Annotated in this window: 13 protein-coding genes; 3 read left to right on the top strand and 10 right to left on the bottom strand. The window is 68.1% G+C overall.

The annotated features are described in order from the left end of the window. Nucleotides 1-51 precede the first annotated feature (51 nt). Genes AB6807_RS19250 through AB6807_RS19240 form a run of 3 tightly spaced genes read right to left on the bottom strand, consistent with a single transcriptional unit; the run spans nt 52 to nt 5,989 of the window. Entirely contained in the window at nt 52-1,596 is a 1,545-nt protein-coding gene (locus tag AB6807_RS19250; protein ID WP_371085797.1) for an efflux transporter outer membrane subunit, read from the bottom strand. Next, entirely contained in the window at nt 1,593-4,799 is a 3,207-nt protein-coding gene (locus AB6807_RS19245; RefSeq protein ID WP_371085796.1) for an efflux RND transporter permease subunit, read from the bottom strand. Before AB6807_RS19245 ends, AB6807_RS19250 begins: the two co-directional genes overlap by 4 nt. Next, nucleotides 4,796-5,989, bottom strand: coding sequence for an efflux RND transporter periplasmic adaptor subunit (locus AB6807_RS19240; protein ID WP_371085795.1), 1,194 nt, complete (start codon nt 5,987-5,989; stop codon nt 4,796-4,798). The genes AB6807_RS19245 and AB6807_RS19240 overlap by 4 nt, the downstream gene beginning before the upstream one ends. A gap of 209 nt (nt 5,990-6,198) precedes the next feature. Here AB6807_RS19240 and AB6807_RS19235 point away from each other — a divergent pair, with 209 nt between their 5' ends. Continuing rightward, entirely contained in the window at nt 6,199-7,131 is a 933-nt protein-coding gene (locus tag AB6807_RS19235; RefSeq protein ID WP_286514676.1) for a LysR family transcriptional regulator, read from the top strand. A gap of 6 nt (nt 7,132-7,137) precedes the next feature. Here the strand turns inward: AB6807_RS19235 and yghU are convergent, their stop codons facing one another. From yghU to AB6807_RS19215, 4 genes are all read right to left on the bottom strand, one after another. Continuing rightward, entirely contained in the window at nt 7,138-8,049 is a 912-nt protein-coding gene (yghU, locus tag AB6807_RS19230; protein ID WP_371085794.1) for a glutathione-dependent disulfide-bond oxidoreductase, read from the bottom strand. 84 nt (nt 8,050-8,133) lie between these two features. Beyond that, nucleotides 8,134-9,063 (bottom strand): 2Fe-2S iron-sulfur cluster-binding protein, encoded by a 930-nt coding sequence (locus tag AB6807_RS19225; RefSeq protein WP_371085793.1) that lies wholly within the window; start codon nt 9,061-9,063, stop codon nt 8,134-8,136. A gap of 8 nt (nt 9,064-9,071) precedes the next feature. Next, the gene (locus tag AB6807_RS19220; protein ID WP_371085792.1) at nt 9,072-10,007 is read right to left on the bottom strand and encodes a pyridoxamine 5'-phosphate oxidase family protein; all 936 of its coding nucleotides are present in this window, start codon (nt 10,005-10,007) and stop codon (nt 9,072-9,074) included. 30 nt (nt 10,008-10,037) lie between these two features. Then, complete coding sequence (locus AB6807_RS19215) at nt 10,038-10,514, bottom strand: DsrE family protein (RefSeq protein WP_286514667.1); 477 nt, start codon at nt 10,512-10,514, stop codon at nt 10,038-10,040. Between AB6807_RS19215 and AB6807_RS19210 the strand changes: the two genes are divergently transcribed. Continuing rightward, nucleotides 10,499-11,443, top strand: a complete 945-nt coding sequence (locus AB6807_RS19210; RefSeq protein ID WP_371085791.1) for a LysR family transcriptional regulator — start codon at nt 10,499-10,501, stop codon at nt 11,441-11,443. The genes AB6807_RS19215 and AB6807_RS19210 overlap by 16 nt on opposite strands. Nucleotides 11,444-11,449: 6 nt before the next feature. Here the strand turns inward: AB6807_RS19210 and AB6807_RS19205 are convergent, their stop codons facing one another. Both AB6807_RS19205 and AB6807_RS19200 read right to left on the bottom strand, forming a co-directional pair. Further along, nucleotides 11,450-13,561: an ATP-binding protein gene (locus tag AB6807_RS19205; RefSeq protein WP_371085790.1), complete on the bottom strand. Its 2,112-nt coding sequence runs from the start codon at nt 13,559-13,561 to the stop codon at nt 11,450-11,452. Then, nucleotides 13,558-13,935, bottom strand: a complete 378-nt coding sequence (locus tag AB6807_RS19200; protein WP_371085789.1) for a response regulator — start codon at nt 13,933-13,935, stop codon at nt 13,558-13,560. The genes AB6807_RS19205 and AB6807_RS19200 overlap by 4 nt, the downstream gene beginning before the upstream one ends. A 156-nt stretch (nt 13,936-14,091) precedes the next feature. On the opposite strand from AB6807_RS19200, the gene AB6807_RS19195 reads away from it, so the two are divergent. Continuing rightward, a complete protein-coding gene (locus AB6807_RS19195) occupies nt 14,092-14,826 on the top strand; it encodes a response regulator (protein ID WP_116910101.1) in 735 nt (244 codons plus the stop codon). A gap of 80 nt (nt 14,827-14,906) precedes the next feature. Here AB6807_RS19195 and AB6807_RS19190 read toward each other — a convergent pair whose 3' ends face one another. Beyond that, nucleotides 14,907-15,428: a Dps family protein gene (locus AB6807_RS19190; RefSeq protein ID WP_371085788.1), complete on the bottom strand. Its 522-nt coding sequence runs from the start codon at nt 15,426-15,428 to the stop codon at nt 14,907-14,909. Nucleotides 15,429-15,691 lie beyond the last annotated feature (263 nt).

Below are 15,691 nucleotides of genomic sequence, written 5' to 3'. Positions count from 1 at the left end.
CGCCCGCGAGTGGATGGGCGGCCTTGTGGCCGCCTCCTGCGCACTTTCGGATCAGCCGTTGGCACCGGACTGGTTGTCCGTGGAAAGCTCCCAGCCACCGCCGAGCGCCTTGACCAAGTCGACGGTCGCGCGCGCGCGCTCGCCTTCGAACTGGATGCGCGACTGCCGGCTGCGCAAGCGGGTGCGCTCGGCGTCCACCACGACGAGGTAGTCGACATCCCCTTCATCGAATCTCGCCCTGGCCGATTGCGCTACGCCGGACGACGCGTCTTCCGCTCCCCGCAACTGGAGAATTCGCGCGTCGAGGGTCCGTATCGAAACCAGGGAGTCCTCTACCTCGCGGAAGGCCTGGAGCACCGTCTTGCGGTACTCGGCGACCCGCTCCTCGTACACACCGCGCACGCGGGCCACCTCGGCGCTTCGCCTGCCGCCATCGAAGATGGGCATGCCCAGGGCAGTTCCCACCAGCGGCCCCAGCAGGAATGTCCGCTGCGACCAGTTGGCCAGGTTTCCCAGCTCGGCCGACTCGTAGCCCAACGACCCCGTCAGCGAAAGCGACGGAAAGAACGCGGCCTTCGCAACGCCGATGCGGGCGTTCTCCGCCGTCATGGCGCGCTCGGCGGCGGCAATGTCCGGCCGGCGCTCCAGCAACGTCGATGGCATGCCCGGCGGCAGCCGAACCGTGACGTTCTCCAACGGCTGCGCCTCGACGGACAACGCCGCCGGCGGCTTGCCCAGCAAGATGGCCAGGGCATGCGACGCCAGCGCCTGTTGCTGCTCCACCGCCAATTGCGCCGAACGGGCCGAGAACAACTCCGTCTTCGCCTGGTCGACAACGTAAGGGGCCGCGGCGCCCGCACCGAGCTTTCGCTCCAGCAGCGACAGGGCGTCTTCCCTCAGCTTCACGGTGTCCCGCAGCAGGCGAAGTTCGCCTTCCAGTTGGCGCACGCTGAAGTACGCCTTGGCGACGTCGGCCTGGACGAGCAGCAGCATCTGGTGTGCCAATGCCTGCTGCCGATCTGCATCGGCCCGTGCGGCCGCGACGCCCGATGAAACCCTCCCGAACAGGTCGACCTCGTAGGCCACGGAGGCCTGCGCGCGCCACAGGGTTTGCGCAGATCCCGGCGCGCCGTCTCCGCGCCCCGCGGCTGCACCGCTGGTGCGCTGTCGCGTGGGGCCGAACCCCGCGCCCAATTCGGGCAGTTGCGCCGCTTCGCTTTGCGTGACCATCGCGCGCGACTGCTTGAGCCGCGCCATGGCGATGGACACATCGGGGTTGGCCTTGAGCGCCTCTTCTTCGAGCTGCACGAGCACCGGGTCGCCGAAGACGCCCCACCACGGTGAAGGCGCCTGCTGGTCGGCGGGTTCGGCCGGCCGCCAGCGGCCTGGGCTTTCCGCCGGCTGCAACGCGAGCGGCTGGTTGTCGTACGCCGCGAAGTTCGCGGGAACGTCGATGGCCGGGCGATGCTCGACGGGCACGAGAGAGCACGCGGACAGCAGGAACAAAGTGGCGGCCATGGCAAGCGCGCTTCCGGGCACTCGGGCTGCTCGGGCTGCTCGGCCCACTGGCAGCATCGCGTGGGTGGGGTAGCTCATGCCTGGGCCTCCGGCTGCTGCAGCTCGAGGTGACGAGGGACGACCGCGGGTGCCTCGTGGTGCGCTGCGGACCGCAGCGGCTTTCCTCCCCCGAGCGCCCGGGCGAGCACATAGAAGAGCGGCGTCAGGAACAGGCCGAACAGCGTGACGCCGATCATTCCGAAGAACACGGAGATGCCCATGGCCCGCCGCATTTCCGCACCCGCTCCGGTCGACAGCGCGAGCGGGATCACGCCCATGATGAACGCCAGCGAGGTCATCAGGATGGGGCGCAGCCGCAGGCGGCACGCCTCGACCACGGCCTTCAGCGTCGGCATTCCCGCCATTTCCAGTTCGCGTGCGAACTCGACGATCAGGATGGCGTTCTTCGACGCCAGGCCGACGAGCACGATCAGCCCGATCTGCGTGAAGATGTTGTTGTCACCCTTCGTCAGCCAGACGCCGAGCAGCGCGGAGAAGATGCTCATCGGAATGATCAGGATGATGGCCAGCGGCAGCGTCAGGCTCTCGTACTGGGCAGCCAGCACGAAGAACACCAGCAGCACGCAGAGCGGAAGAATCCAGACGGCGCTGTTGCCGGCAATGATCTGCTGGTAGGTCAGGTCGGTCCATTCGAACGTCATGCCCGGCGGCAAGGTCGCGGCCGCGACCCGCTCGATGGCGGCCATCGCCTGGTCCGACGAATAGCCCGGCGCGGGGCTGCCACCGACGTCGGCGGAGGTGAACCCGTTGTAGCGGGTGACCTGGTCGGGGCCGTAGGTCTGGCTGACCTTCGCGAACGACGCGAGCGGAACCATCTGGCCCGAGTCGCTGCGCACATGCAGCTGCCCGATGTCGTCCGGCTTGGAACGGAACTGGCTGTCGGCCTGCATGCGCACCTGGTACACCCGGCCCAGGAAGTTGAAGTCGTTGACGTAGTAGGAACCGAGGAACGCCTGCAAGGCGCCGAAAGCGGCCGGCGTGTCCACGCCCAGCTGCTGCGCCTTGGCGCGGTCGATGTCCACCTTCAGCTGCGGCGCGTTCACGGTGTAGGTCGAGAAAAGCGCGCCGAGCTCCGGCGCCTCGGACGCCTTCTTGATGAAGGCCTGCGTGGCTTTGTAGAGCGCGTCGTAGCCCAGGTCCGCCCGGTCTTCGATCTGCAGCTTGAACCCGCCCAGCGTTCCCAGGCCATAGACCGGCGGTGGCGGAAAGATGCCGGTGAAGGCGTGGCCGATGCTGCCGAACTCACGGCCCAGGTCGGCCGCGACCTGGTCGGCGCTGATGCCCTTGCGGTCCTTGAACGGCTTGAGCAGCACGAACGACAGCGCGGTGCTCGAGCTCTTCGTCACGCCATTGATCGAAAGGCCGCTGTAGCTCGACGTGCCCATGACGGCGGGGTGCTTGAGCGCCGCGGCGTTCATCTTGTTCATGGTCGCTTCGGTGCGGTCCAGCGTGGAGCCCTCGGGCAACTGCGCCAGGCTCACGAGGTACTCCTTGTCCTGCGCGGGAACGAAGCCGCCCGGAACATGGCCGGTGAGCCACCAGGTTCCGCCCAGCAACACCACGTAGACGGCGAGCAAGGCGCCCTTGTGCCGCAGCAGACGGCCCACGCTTCCTCCGTAGGCCTGCGAGCCGCGATCGAACGTGCGGTTGAAGCGACCGAAGAAGCGGCCGAACACCTTCTGCGTGACCCGGGTCACGGCGTCGGGCGCGTCTGCATGCCCCTTCAGCAGCAGCGCCGACAGCGCCGGGGACAGCGTCAGTGAATTCACCGCCGAGATGAGCGTGGAAATGGCGATCGTGACCGCGAACTGCTTGTAGAACTCCCCGGTCAGGCCGCTGAGGAACGCCAGCGGAAGAAACACGGCGGACAGCGTCAGCGCGATGGCGACGATGGGCCCGCTCACCTCGCGCATCGCCTGGTAGGTCGCCTCTCGCGGGCTGAGGCCCCGCGCGATGTTGCGCTCCACGTTCTCCACCACCACGATGGCGTCGTCGACCACGATGCCGATGGCCACCACCAGGCCGAACAGCGACAGCGTGTTGATGGAGTAGCCCGCCAGCAGAAGAAAGGTGAAGGTACCGACGATCGAGATGGGAACCGCGACCAGTGGAATGAGGGACGCGCGCCAGGTCTGCAGGAAGAGGAACACGACCAGCACCACCAGCGCCACGGATTCGAGCAGCGTCTCGATGACCGCGTCGATGCCGGACTGGACCGCGCGGCTGGGCTCATAGACGATGCGGTAGACCACGTCTTCCGGAAAATCCTTCTCGAGCTCCTTCATGGCCTTGTGCACGTCGCGCGAGATCTGCAGCGAGTTCGCGCCGGGTGCTTCCTGCACGGTCACGGCGACGGCGGGCGCGTTGTCCAGCGTGGCGCGAATGCCATAGTCTTCCGCGCCGAGTTCCACGCGCGCCACGTCGCCCAGCCGCGTGATCGCGCCCCGCGCGTCGGACTTGATGACGATGCCCTTGAACTCCTCGGGCGACTTGAGGCGGCCGTCGGCATTCACGTTGAGCTGGAAGGCGGTGTCCGCCGAAGTGGGTGCGCTGCCGATGGTTCCGACCGCGGCCTGGATGTTCTGGCGCCGGATGGCGCTGGCGACATCGTTCGCGCTCAGTCCGCGCTCGGCCAGGGCGGCCGGGTCCAGCCACACACGCATGGCGTAGCCGCCGGGCCCCCAGATCGCCACGTCGCCGACGCCCGTGATGCGGGCCAGCCGGTCCTTCACGTGCAGGATGGCGTAGTTGCTGATGTAGTTGTTGTCATAGGTGCCCTTCGGCGACACCATGTGCACGGCGATGGTGATCATCGGCAGGTTCTTGACCGCGGTGACCCCCAGGCGCTGCACGTCCTCGGGCAGTCGCGCCTGGGCCTGGGACACGCGGGTCTGCACCAGCTGCTGGGCCCTGTCCGGATCGGTTCCGAGCTTGAAGGTCACGGTCAGGTACAGGTGGCCGTCGCCGCTGGCCTTCGAGTCCATGTAGAGCATGCCCTCGACGCCGTTGACCGACTGCTCCAGCGGCGCCGCGACGGTTTCCGCGATGGTCTTGGCGTTGGCGCCGGGATACTGCGCGTGCACCACGACCGATGGCGGAATGACCTGCGGGTATTCCGAGACCGGCATGTTGAACGACGCCACGATGCCCGCGAGAAGAATCAGCGCCGACAGCACGCCCGCGAAGATCGGCCGGTCGATGAAGAATTTCGAGATGTTCACGAGCGGCCTCCCTGGGCGGCGTCGATGGACGCCTCTGGGACCGCGGAGCCCGCGGGCGCCTCTGCCGCGACGGCGGACACCGACGCGCCCGGGGGGGCGCGAAACGCGCCATCCACGATGACCCTGGCACCCGGCGCGAGCCCGCTGCGCACGACCCGCTGCGTTCCCTGCAGCACGCCAAGGTCGATAACTCGGCGCTCGACCTTGTTCTGTGCATTGACGACCAGCACGTACTTCCGGTCCTGGTCGGTGCCGACGACAGCCTCGTCCACCAGCACGGCGTCGTAGGGCGCGCCGCCCTGCAGCCGAATGCGCGCCCGAAGACCGGGAAGCATCTCGGGGTTCACCTTGTCGATGCGCGCGCGAACGCGCACGGTTCCCGAACGCGTGTCCATCTGGTTGTCGATCGCTTCGATGGACGCCGCGTAGGGAAAGCCGGCGTCGTTCGCAAGGCCGACCTTCACCACCGGCTGCGTGCCGGCCCTGAGCGAGGGCGCGACGATCTGCAGGTAGCTCTGCTCGTCCACGTTGAAGGACGCATAGAGCTTGGCGTCGGAAACGATCCGCGTGAGCGGGGTCGCTTCGCCGCCCGCTGTCACCACATTGCCCGCGGTGACTTCGGCGCGGGAGATGCGCCCCGCGATGGGCGCGCGAACCTGGGTGTAGCCGAGCTGCAACCGGGCCTGCGCGAGCGCGGCCTGTGCCCCCTTCAGCGACGCGGCGGCCTCGCTTGCGGCGTTGTCCAGCGTGTCGAACTCCCTGCGCGCGATCGAGTTCGATTCGAGCAGCCGCTGTCCGCGTGCGCGCTCGGTGTCGGCGAGCCGCTGCCGTGCTTCGACGCCTGCCAGCGTGGCCTGGGCTTGCTGCACCTGGGTCTCGAACGGCGCCGGGTCGATGGTGAAGAGAACCTCGCCCTGGCGAACATGCTGGCCGGGCTTGAAATGCACCGCCAGCAGCGTTCCCGGTGCCCTGGCGCGAACGTCGACGAGATCCACGGCTTCGAGCCGGCCCGTGTAGTCCTGCGAGTCGGACACCGAACGCTGCAGCGCCGGCCGGTACTTCACGGTGGGGAGTGCGGCGGCGGCTTGGGCGTGCGCTTCGGAACCATGCTTCCAAAACGCGCTGCCGGCAACGACCACCGCAACGGCAGTCGTGACGACCGCCAGGTGATGCTTCTTGAGGGGATTCATGCGACGTGCTCTGCGAAATAAAACGGTTTGCAGTCTGTGCGCGCGGTGCATGAAGATCGAGCCTGGAACCTGGGTTACTTTGTTGCCTCACTTGGAACAATCGCTTGCTCACCAGCGGCAGGCCCTGAGGTAAAACGGAAACCCGACGCGATGCTCCCCCCGCATCCCATTCCGCCCCAAGCAACAATTGCCCTGCCAGGAGAGAACCAGTGGACCGCCTCCAGTCGATGCAGATCTTTGCCCGCGTCGTCGAAATGCACAGCTTCACGCGCGCCGCGGACAGCCTCTTTCTTCCCAAGTCGCGGGTCACGCGCGCCGTGAAGGACCTGGAGAAATTCCTGGGCGCGCGGCTGCTGCAGCGAACCACGCGCCACATCAGCCTCACGCCGGAAGGCACGCTCTACTTCGCGCATTGCAAGCGCCTGCTGGCGGACATCGAAGGCGTGGAATCCAGCTTTCCCGGACGGGCCGGACAGCCGCGGGGGTGCCTTCGCGTCGACATGACGCTTTCGCTCGCGCGCCTGGTGGTGCTGCCCTGCCTCAAGGACTTCCAGTCCCGCTTCCCGGAGGTGGAACTCACGCTGACGGCGTCCGACCGCACGGTCGAGCTGGTGCAGGAGGGCATCGACTGCGTCATTCGCGCAGGAACGCCCGAAGACTCCGCCACGCTCGTCGCAAAGCGCATCGGCTCATTCGAATGGGTGACCTGCGCCTCGCCGGACTACCTGGCCCGCCATGGCACGCCCACGTCGCTGGAAGACCTGGCGAACCACGATGCCGTCGGCTACCTGTCCAGCCGCACCGCGCGCACCCTGGAGTGGAATTTCGAGTCGAACGGCGAGCACCGCAGCGTCAGGATGCGAGAGCGGCTCATCGTCAACGACACGGATGCGTACGTGGCCTGCGGCCTCGAAGGCCTGGGCCTGATTCGCGCAGGCAGCTACATGGTGCGTCCCTACCTGCACAGCGGCCGCCTTCGGCAGGTGCTCGCCGACCATGCGTCGCCGACGGTTCCGCTTTCCGTGCTGTATCCGCAGAACCGCCAGCTGTCCCCGACCGTGCGCGCGTTCGTGGACTGGGTCGGCGAAGTCGTGCGCCAGGCGGAGGCCGGCTGGCGAGTCGATTCCTACGAATCTTCCTGAACGGCTTCAAGCCGCGCCGCGAGGCGCTGATGCGGGGCTGCCAACCGACGGACGCTGCAGGTCGTCGAAATCCTTCGCGTCGTGGCGCTCGCGAAGGAAGGTGCCCGGGTCTCCGGAGACCCGGTTGACCACCCTGCCGCGCGCCACGGCGGGACGCGCCGCGATCGCTTTGTACCAGCGCAGCAGATGCACGTACGCGTCGACCGCCAGGAACTCGTGCGTGTTGTACACGCCGTAGAGGCTGCCGGGGTACCAAGGCCAGATGGCCATGTCCGCGATGGTGTACTGATCGCCCGCGATGAACTCGTGCGTGGCCAGGTGCGTGTCCAGCACATGCAGTTGCCGCTTGGTCTCCATCGCGTAGCGGTCGATCGCGTACTCGATCTTCAACGGCGCATAGGCGTAGAAGTGGCCCAGGCCTCCGCCGACGAAAGGCGCCGAGCCCACCTGCCACATCAGCCAGTTGAAGGTTTCCGTTCGCGCACGGCCTCCAGCAGGCAGGAACGCGCCGAAGCGTTCGGCAAGGTGGACCAGGATGGAGCCGCTTTCGAAAACGCAGCTGACCGGATCGGTGGAGTGATCGACGAGCGCCGGGATCTTGGCATTCGGGTTGAGGCCCACGAAGCCGCTTCCGAACTGGTCGCCCTTGAAGATGTCGACCAGCCAGGCGTCGTACTCCGCGCCCGAATGCCCTGCCGCCAGAAGCTCCTCCAGCAGGATCGTGACCTTCTGCCCGTTCGGCGTTCCCTGCGAATACAGCTGCAAGGGATGCTTGCCTACTGGCAGTTCCTTTTCGAACCTGGCGCCGGACACCGGCCGGTTGATGCTGCCGAACGCGCCGCCCTGGTTGTTCTTCGGGCGCCAGACTTTGGGTGGCACATAGCCGGCGGGTTGGTTTTGAAGCGGGTCATCGGTCATCGGTTGTTCCTTGCAGCCAAGAAGTTTGAAATTTCCAGATACGGTCGAAGCGAATGCCCCGCTCGAAGCGGCGGCACTTCGCCGCTACAGGTTGAGCACCAGCTCCGGCCCCCGGGCCCAGGACACGCAGGTGCACATGGCGCCCATGCGCACGTCGGGTGCAAGGGTGTCGCGGTGCACAGGCTCCCCACGCACGACCTCGGTGAGGCACGCGCCGCAGACACCACGGCGGCATTCGTAGCTCGTCCAGACGCCCGCGGCGAGCAGTGCGTCGAGCAGCGACGTGCCCGGGGCGACATGCAATGTCGAACCCGACTGCGTGAGCGTCACGCGCAACGGTGCGTCGCTGGCATCGACGACCGCGCCGAAGCTCTCGGCGTGGATGCGATGCGCCGGCCAACCCGCTTCGGACGAAGCCGAGCGCACCGCGTCGATGAAGCCCGCAGGGCCGCAGACGTAGACATGCGTGCCCGGCGGTTGTTCGCCGAGCAGCTTCCGCAGGTCCAGGCTGGCGCGGCCGATGTGAACGGAGGCCAGCGACCCTCGCGACTCCAGCGGCCCCGACGGCAACGGCCACTGCCGCGCCGCGTCGCGCACGACGTGGCGCAGCGCGAAGCTGCGTCCCTTGGTGCCGAGATGCGAGGCCATGCTCAGCAGCGGCGTGATGCCGATACCGCCGCCGAGCAACAGCACATGGGGTGAGTCGGTGTCCAAGATGAATTCGTTGGCCACGTCCAGCAGGCTCAGGCGGCTGCCCACCACAAGCTGCTCGTGAATGAAGCGCGAGCCGCCTCGGCTGTTCGCCGCGCGCAGCACGCCGATCTCGTAGCGGGTGGGCGCTGCGTCGGCGCGAAGGAGCGAGTAACGCCGCACGAGGCCTTCCAGGTCCAGCACGATGTGCGCGCCAGGCTGCGCGGCGGGCAGCGGGCCGCCGTCGAGGCGCTGCAATGTCAATTTGACGGTGTCTGCGGCGACCGTCTCCTTGCCGACGACGATCAGTTCAAGCGGTTCCACGGGGGTCCTCAAGGGTTGAAGGGCGAGGCTTCGATGAAGCGCCAACGCAAGGGCAGGTTGAGCGGCGAAACGCGCCAGGACTCGACGGTGAACTCGATCCAGCGGCCCGTGCCTCCGGTCGATTCGGCACCGTCGAGCACATCGAAGCAGGCCTTCGCACGGCCGTTCAATTGCAGTTGCCGCACACCGTCGCCGCCTGGCAAGACCAGACCGCAGCGCGCGTCCATGGCGAGGTTGCCCAAGGTGTTGAACATGCTGTTGCCGTTGTAGTCCGGAATGCGCAGCACGTTGCCGACCACCTGCACGAAGCCGGGCCGGCCACCGCGATGCGACACATCGGCTGCGCCGCCGGGCCCGAGGCTCGCGATGAACAGGGTGTCCGCGGTGGTGACCCACTGCGCGACCGTGTCGTCGAATGCAGAGCCACCTGCCAGCAATGCCGGCGATGTGTCGGTGCCCGGCTCTGTGGCTGGCTCAGCGATCTCCGGCTCACGCTTCTGGATGTAGCGCGGGCAGACCGGAAAGGCCTGCCCCACCGTCACGTCGAGCAGGCCACCTGACGCTGAAGCCACATGCCCGTTGACGCGCAAGCGCCTTCGCGTCTGCAGTTCGATGAGCAGCACCGCGACCGACTGGCCTGCCTCCAAGGCGCCGATCGGCGCGATCGTCCGCAAACGGTCGTGCGGATCGACCAGCGCCATGCGCAAGCTGGCAAGGTCTTCCGCGGCCTGCAGGAAGCCGGGCTCACCGATCAACAGGCTGGCGCTGACACCGCCCTCGGCATCGGCCGCGCCGACGACGCACCAACGCTGCTGCGCGACGAAATTGCGCGCCGCCGCCGGGATGTGCGCAGAGATGTTGCGCGCATTGAGCAGCGCGATGGCGCGCTCGCCGGTTCGCTCCTGCACCATCCGCTCGCCGGGGTGGAAGACGGTGTCGTCCATGTCGTCGTGCTTTTGCGCGAACGCGGGGCGTCAGAACGTCACGAGGCAATGGCCGGCGTCCAGGTGCCGCGACAGGTCAAGCACGCCGGTCGTGCCGGGAATCGACTTGTCGCGCACGAGGTCGATGCCCGTCGGTGCCAGGCCACCGGCCGCGCCGAAGACATCGGCGCAACCGCCGCAGGCCACGATACGGTCCAGCACGGCCTCGTAGAGCGCATGGGCGGGATGCGCGGGCTGCGCGAGTTCGGCGGGCCAGCGAACGCCGGCGCCTTGAAAGACGAGGTCGAAGTCGCGTTGCTTTTCCTTCAGCTCGTAAGCGAGAAACAGCGCGTTGAACACGCGGCCCAGGGCTTCCTCGCTGCCGGACTTGGGATCGGAGAAGACGACGATGACGGTTTTCACAAGCTTTTTCCTTTCGATGGCGGCGATGACCGGAAGTGGATGAGGTGCCGCCTCGAAAGCAAATCTATTGCTCCAGATGGAATAGATAAATGCCGGGAAAGCCATTTAAGTACTGCGCTGGTTGCAGTAATTTCGGGGCCATGGACCTTCTCAATGCCATCGACGTCTTTCTCGAAATCGCCGAGCGCGGCAACCTGACCCGTGCGGCCGACGCGCTGTCGCAGTCACTGCCCAGCGTGGTCCGCACGCTGGCCGCGCTGGAGAATCACCTCGGCGTGCGCTTGTTCAACCGCACGACGCGGCGGGTGATCATCACGGAGGAGGGGCTTGCGTACCGCGACCACGCGACGGCCATTCGCATGGCCATCGCCGAGTCGGAGCAGGCAATGAGCCGGGCCCAGGCCGAGCCGACCGGCAGCCTCACGCTGACGGCCTCCGTCAACTTCGGCGAGCTGCATGTCGCACCGCTCGTTGCGAGCTACCTGCAACTTCATTCGCGCGTGAACATGCAGTTGCTGCTGCTGGACCGTGTCGTCAATCTCGTCGAGGAAGGCATCGACCTGGCGGTGCGCATTGCGCCGTTGACAGACTCGTCACTCGTCGCGCGCCATGTCGCCGATGTGCGTCAGGTGGTTGCCGCGAGCCCGGCGCTGCTCGCCGCCCAGGGCGAGCCAGACACGCCGAAAGACCTGGCCAGCCGGTGCTGCATTCTTTTCGGCGGCTTCGGCGATGCCTCAGTCTGGGACTTCATGGCGAACGGGCGGCCCCTGCGGGTCAAGGTCGAGGGCCGAATCGCATGCAACACCATCGGCGCGAGCCTGGCGGCCTGCATCGCGGGCCAGGGCTTCGGGCGCTTTCTTCACTACCAGGTGCAAGACGCGTTCAAGCGCGGCGAACTGGTGCCGGTTCTGCACGACTACGAGCCGGCGACGCGGCCGCTTTCGCTGGTGTATCCGCGCAACCGCCACGGCTTGCCACGGCTGTCGACGATGGTGGACCATCTTCATTCGGGGCTTCGCGAGCGCCTTGCCTAGCTGACGTCAGCGCCCATCCAGCGTGCGCGCCAGGCTCTCCGCCAGCTCCTGCAACCCCAGCGGCTTGCGCAGCAGCGCCACCACGCCGGCATCGCGCGCGCGCTGCTCCAGCGCCGCGCCCACGTTGCCGCTCACCAGAATCACCGGCAGCCCGGGCCGCACCGCGAGCACCCTGGCCGCCAGTTCGCTGCCGGCCAGGCCGGGCAGCATCTCGTCGGTGAGCACCGCGTCGAAACGCTGCGGGTCGGCCATGAAGACTTCCAGCGCGCGTTCGCTCGAATCGAAACCCACCGGCTCGTAGCCCAGCTCGGCCAGCAGTTCTTCGGCCAGCTCGACCAGCGCCCGTTCGTCGTCCACCACCATCACGACCTGCCCGTTGCCGCGCGGCCAGGCCGGGTCGGCGCGCAGCGGCGGCGCTTCGGCCTCGCCGCACACCGGCAGCCACACGGTCACGCGCGTTCCGTGGCCGGGCCTGGGTTCGGGCTCGGTCGCGATGTCGATGGCGCCGCCCAGGTCGGTGACGATGCCGTGCACCATCGACAGCCCGAGCCCCGTGCCCTCGCCCAGCTTCTTGGTGGTGAAGAAGGGATCGAAGGCGCGCTGCAGCACCTCGGGCGACATGCCCGCGCCGGTGTCCGCCACCACCAGCCGCACGTAGCTGCCGGGGGCCAGCTCGCCGTGCAGCAGCGGCCTGGGGGCGGCGGTGGTCTCGCGCTCGAGCAGCACCTCGATGGCGCCCGCGTCGCCCAGCGCCTGGGCGGCGTTGGTGCACAGGTTCATCACCACCTGGTGCAGCTGCGTGCCGTCGCCCAGCACGGCCGCGGTGCCGGCGCCCAGCCGGGTGTCGATGCGGATGGCCTCGGGCAGCGTGGGCCGCAGCATGGCCAGCGCCTCTTCCACCACGGCCTGGATGTGCACCGGCACGCGCTCGGCCACGCCGGCGCGGCTGAAATCGAGAATGCGCCGCACCAGCACGCGCGCGCGGGCGCCGGCCTGCATCACGCGGTCGATGTAGCGGCGCATGTCGCTGCCCGGCACCGCATGCTGCTGCGCCATTTCGCCGAAACCCAGGATCGCGCCCAGGATGTTGTTGAAGTCGTGTGCGATGCCACCAGCCAAGGTGCCCAGCGACTCCAGCCGCTGGGCTTTCTGCAGGCGCGCCTGCAGTGCCGCCTTCTCGGCCTCGCCGGCCTCCAGCTTGCGCAGCTGGCGCAACAGCCCGGCGATGGTGAGCACCACCAGCGCGGCCAGCAGCAGCGTGCGCACGATGGCGCTGTGCAGCTCGTCGTACCAGGGGCGCAGCGCGTGGTCTTCGTCGCGGGTGATGGTCAGCGTGAGCGGCCGCTTGCCCACGCCCACGGCCGCGACCAGCTTGGCGCGGCCGTCGACCGGGCTCACCGAGCGGTCGATCAAAGGCGCGCCCTTGAAGGCCGTCAGCTCCGGAAAGCGCTGGCCGCTGGGCATGCCGGGTTCGTCGGGCTGCCGCACGACCAGCGTGCCGTCGTCCAGCGTGAGCAGCAGCGCGCTGCCCTCGCCCAGTTCCAGCGCCGAATAGGCCGCCTGCAGCTCCTGCAGGGTGACGATGGCGGTCACCACGCCGTCGAAGCGGCCGTCGGGCGTGGCGAGCCGGCGCGACACCACCAGCGCGGGGCGCCGGTCGGTGCGCGTGACCACGGGCTCGTTGATGTACAGGCCGAGCGCGGCGCCTTCGCGCTGGCTCTGGAAATAGGGCCGGTCCGACACATCGGCCAGCGGCTCGCCCGTGACGCGCGAGCGGTGCCGCTGCATGCCCTGGGCGTCGACCAGCGTCAGCACGCTGACCTGCGACACGCCCACCACGCGCGACGCCATCGCGGCCGCGATGGCGTCGGGCGGCAGCGCGTGGCCGGTGCTTTCCCACCACTCGCTGGTGTCGCGCAGCAGCAGGTCCACGGCCTGCAGGTTGCGCGCGCCCTGCTCGGCCAGGGCCTTGGCCAGGTTGCCGAGCTCGCGTTCGGTCGCGAACATGATCTGCTGGTGCAGCCGCCAGCCGTCGTACACGGCCGAGCCGGCAAACGCAGCCACCAGCACGACGCCCGCCGCGATGATGCGTTGGCGCAGCCGCTGGCTCGACGTCATGCCGCGAGCGTGGCCGCCACGGCGCCGAGCAGTTCTTCGCGGGTGCAGGGCTTGGCCAGCAGCCGGCTCGCGCCGAGCGCGCGGCTCACTTCAGAGTCGCCGCCCAGGCTGCGCGCGAGCTGCGCCGAAATGCCGATGACCGCCGCATGCGGCCAGGCGGCGTGCACGGCCTGTACCGTGCGCAGGTTGTCGGCGGCGCGCGCGCGCGGGTGCGGCAGGTCGAGAACCACCAGGTCGACGCTGGTGTCGGTCGGCGCGTTCGTGGCCCCGCCATGCCGCGGCAGCGAGCGGACTTCGTGCCCCTCGCCGGCCAGCCATTCGCAAATGAGCACGCGCATCGCGCTATCTTCCTCGATAACCATGATCTTCGACATGACATCAGTCCCTGTTCTTGCGGGTGCGTGGTGCACCCCATGGACCGATTGGCGCCGACGCAGGTGCCGGCGCGATGTCAGGCGGGCGGCGGTTCGTTTCATTTGTAATGCGCCGGTAGGCCTGCGTAGGATCATTTGAATTACGCTTCGATCGCCATGAACACCGCTGCACCCCACATCCTGGTGGTCGACGACGACCCTGCACTGCGCGAGCTGATGACCGCGTACCTGACGGAAAACGAATTCCAGGTGACCGCCGTGGCCACCGGGGCCGAGATGACCGCGGTGCTGCAGGACAGCGTGATCGACCTGGTGCTGCTCGACCTGCGCCTGGGCGGCGAAGACGGCATGCAGCTGGCGCGCGGCCTGCGCGACACCAGCGAGCTGCCGGTCATCATCGTTACCGGCAAGCAGGACGAGGCCGACCGCGTCATGGGCCTGGAGATTGCCGCGGACGACTACGTCACCAAGCCCTTCAGCAACCGCGAGATGCTGGCGCGCATTCGCGCGGTGCTGCGCCGCTACCAGGCGCGCACCGACGCCGCGCCGGCGGGCCGCAACACCAAGCGCCGCGCCTACCGCTTCGCGGGCTGGGAGCTGAACCTGCTGGCGCGCCGCCTGACCTCGCCCGAGGGCCAGCGCGTGGAGCTGAGCAACGGCGAGTTCAACCTGCTGCTGGCGCTGTGCGAGCAGCCGCAGCGCGTGCTCTCGCGCGACCAGCTGCTGGAGCTGTCGCGCCTGCACGGCGCCGAGGTGTACGACCGCTCCATCGACGTGCAGATCCTGCGGCTGCGCCGCAAGATCGAGATCGACGCGGCCGCGCCGAAGATGATCCGCACCGAGCGCGGCGCGGGCTACGTGTTCGAGCCGCAGGTGCAGGTGCTGCACTGAACTTGCACTGAACCTGCGCTGAACGCGCAACGCACCCGGAGGCACCGGGCCCTGGCGGCCGCGGTGCGCCCCATGGCCGCTCAGGCTTCGCGGCCGCTCTCGAACAGGAACCACGCGCGGCGCTCGGCCTCGTCGATCCACACCTCCAGCAGGCTGGCCGTGGCCACGTCGCCGTAGCCGTCGCACATGCCGTGCGTGGCGCGCATGAAGTCGACCAGGCGCAGGTTGTCTTCGCGCAGCTCGGCCAGCATGTCCTGCGGCGTGACGAACGGCGCATCGTTGTCCGACAGGCGCTGGTGGCGCGTGATGTCGCCGATGGAGCGCAGCGTGGTGCCGCCGAGCTTGCGCGCGCGCTCGGCAATGGGGTCGGTCATGGCGAAGATCTGGTCCGACTGCTCGTCCAGCATCAGGTGGTAGTCGCGAAAGTGCGGCCCCGACATGTGCCAGTGGAAGTTCTTGGTCTTCAGGTACAGCGCGAAGGTGTCGGCCAGCAGGGCCGACAGGCCGCCGCCGATGTCGCGGCGCGCTTCGGCGCCGAGCGAGGTGGGCGTGTGCAGGGGCGCCTGGCGGCGCGCGGTGGTGGATTCGAGCGTGATGGTCATGGGAGCGCCTTTCGATCTGGAACAGGGTTGGAACGAAGCTGCATCGGGTCTGCATCGGATGGACAGATGAACCGCCGGCCGATGCGCAACCGGTGGTCCATGAGTGCACTGTGCCGCGCGACGGTTGCCGTGTCATTTCATTGCGGCTGACCATGTTGCAGATGAAATTCCCAGGGGCGCGAGCGCAGGGAAGATGTGGACCGAACGCGCCGCGCTACAAATGAAACACAGCGTTGCGCGCCTGAAACCATGCTGCAAGCAGC

The sequence above is a fragment of the Variovorax sp. RCC_210 genome, from assembly GCF_041355175.1.
Taxonomy (GTDB): Bacteria; Pseudomonadota; Gammaproteobacteria; order Burkholderiales; family Burkholderiaceae_C; genus Variovorax.
Note: the sequence above shows the minus strand (reverse complement) of the source record. Positions and strands in the feature narration are given on the sequence as shown.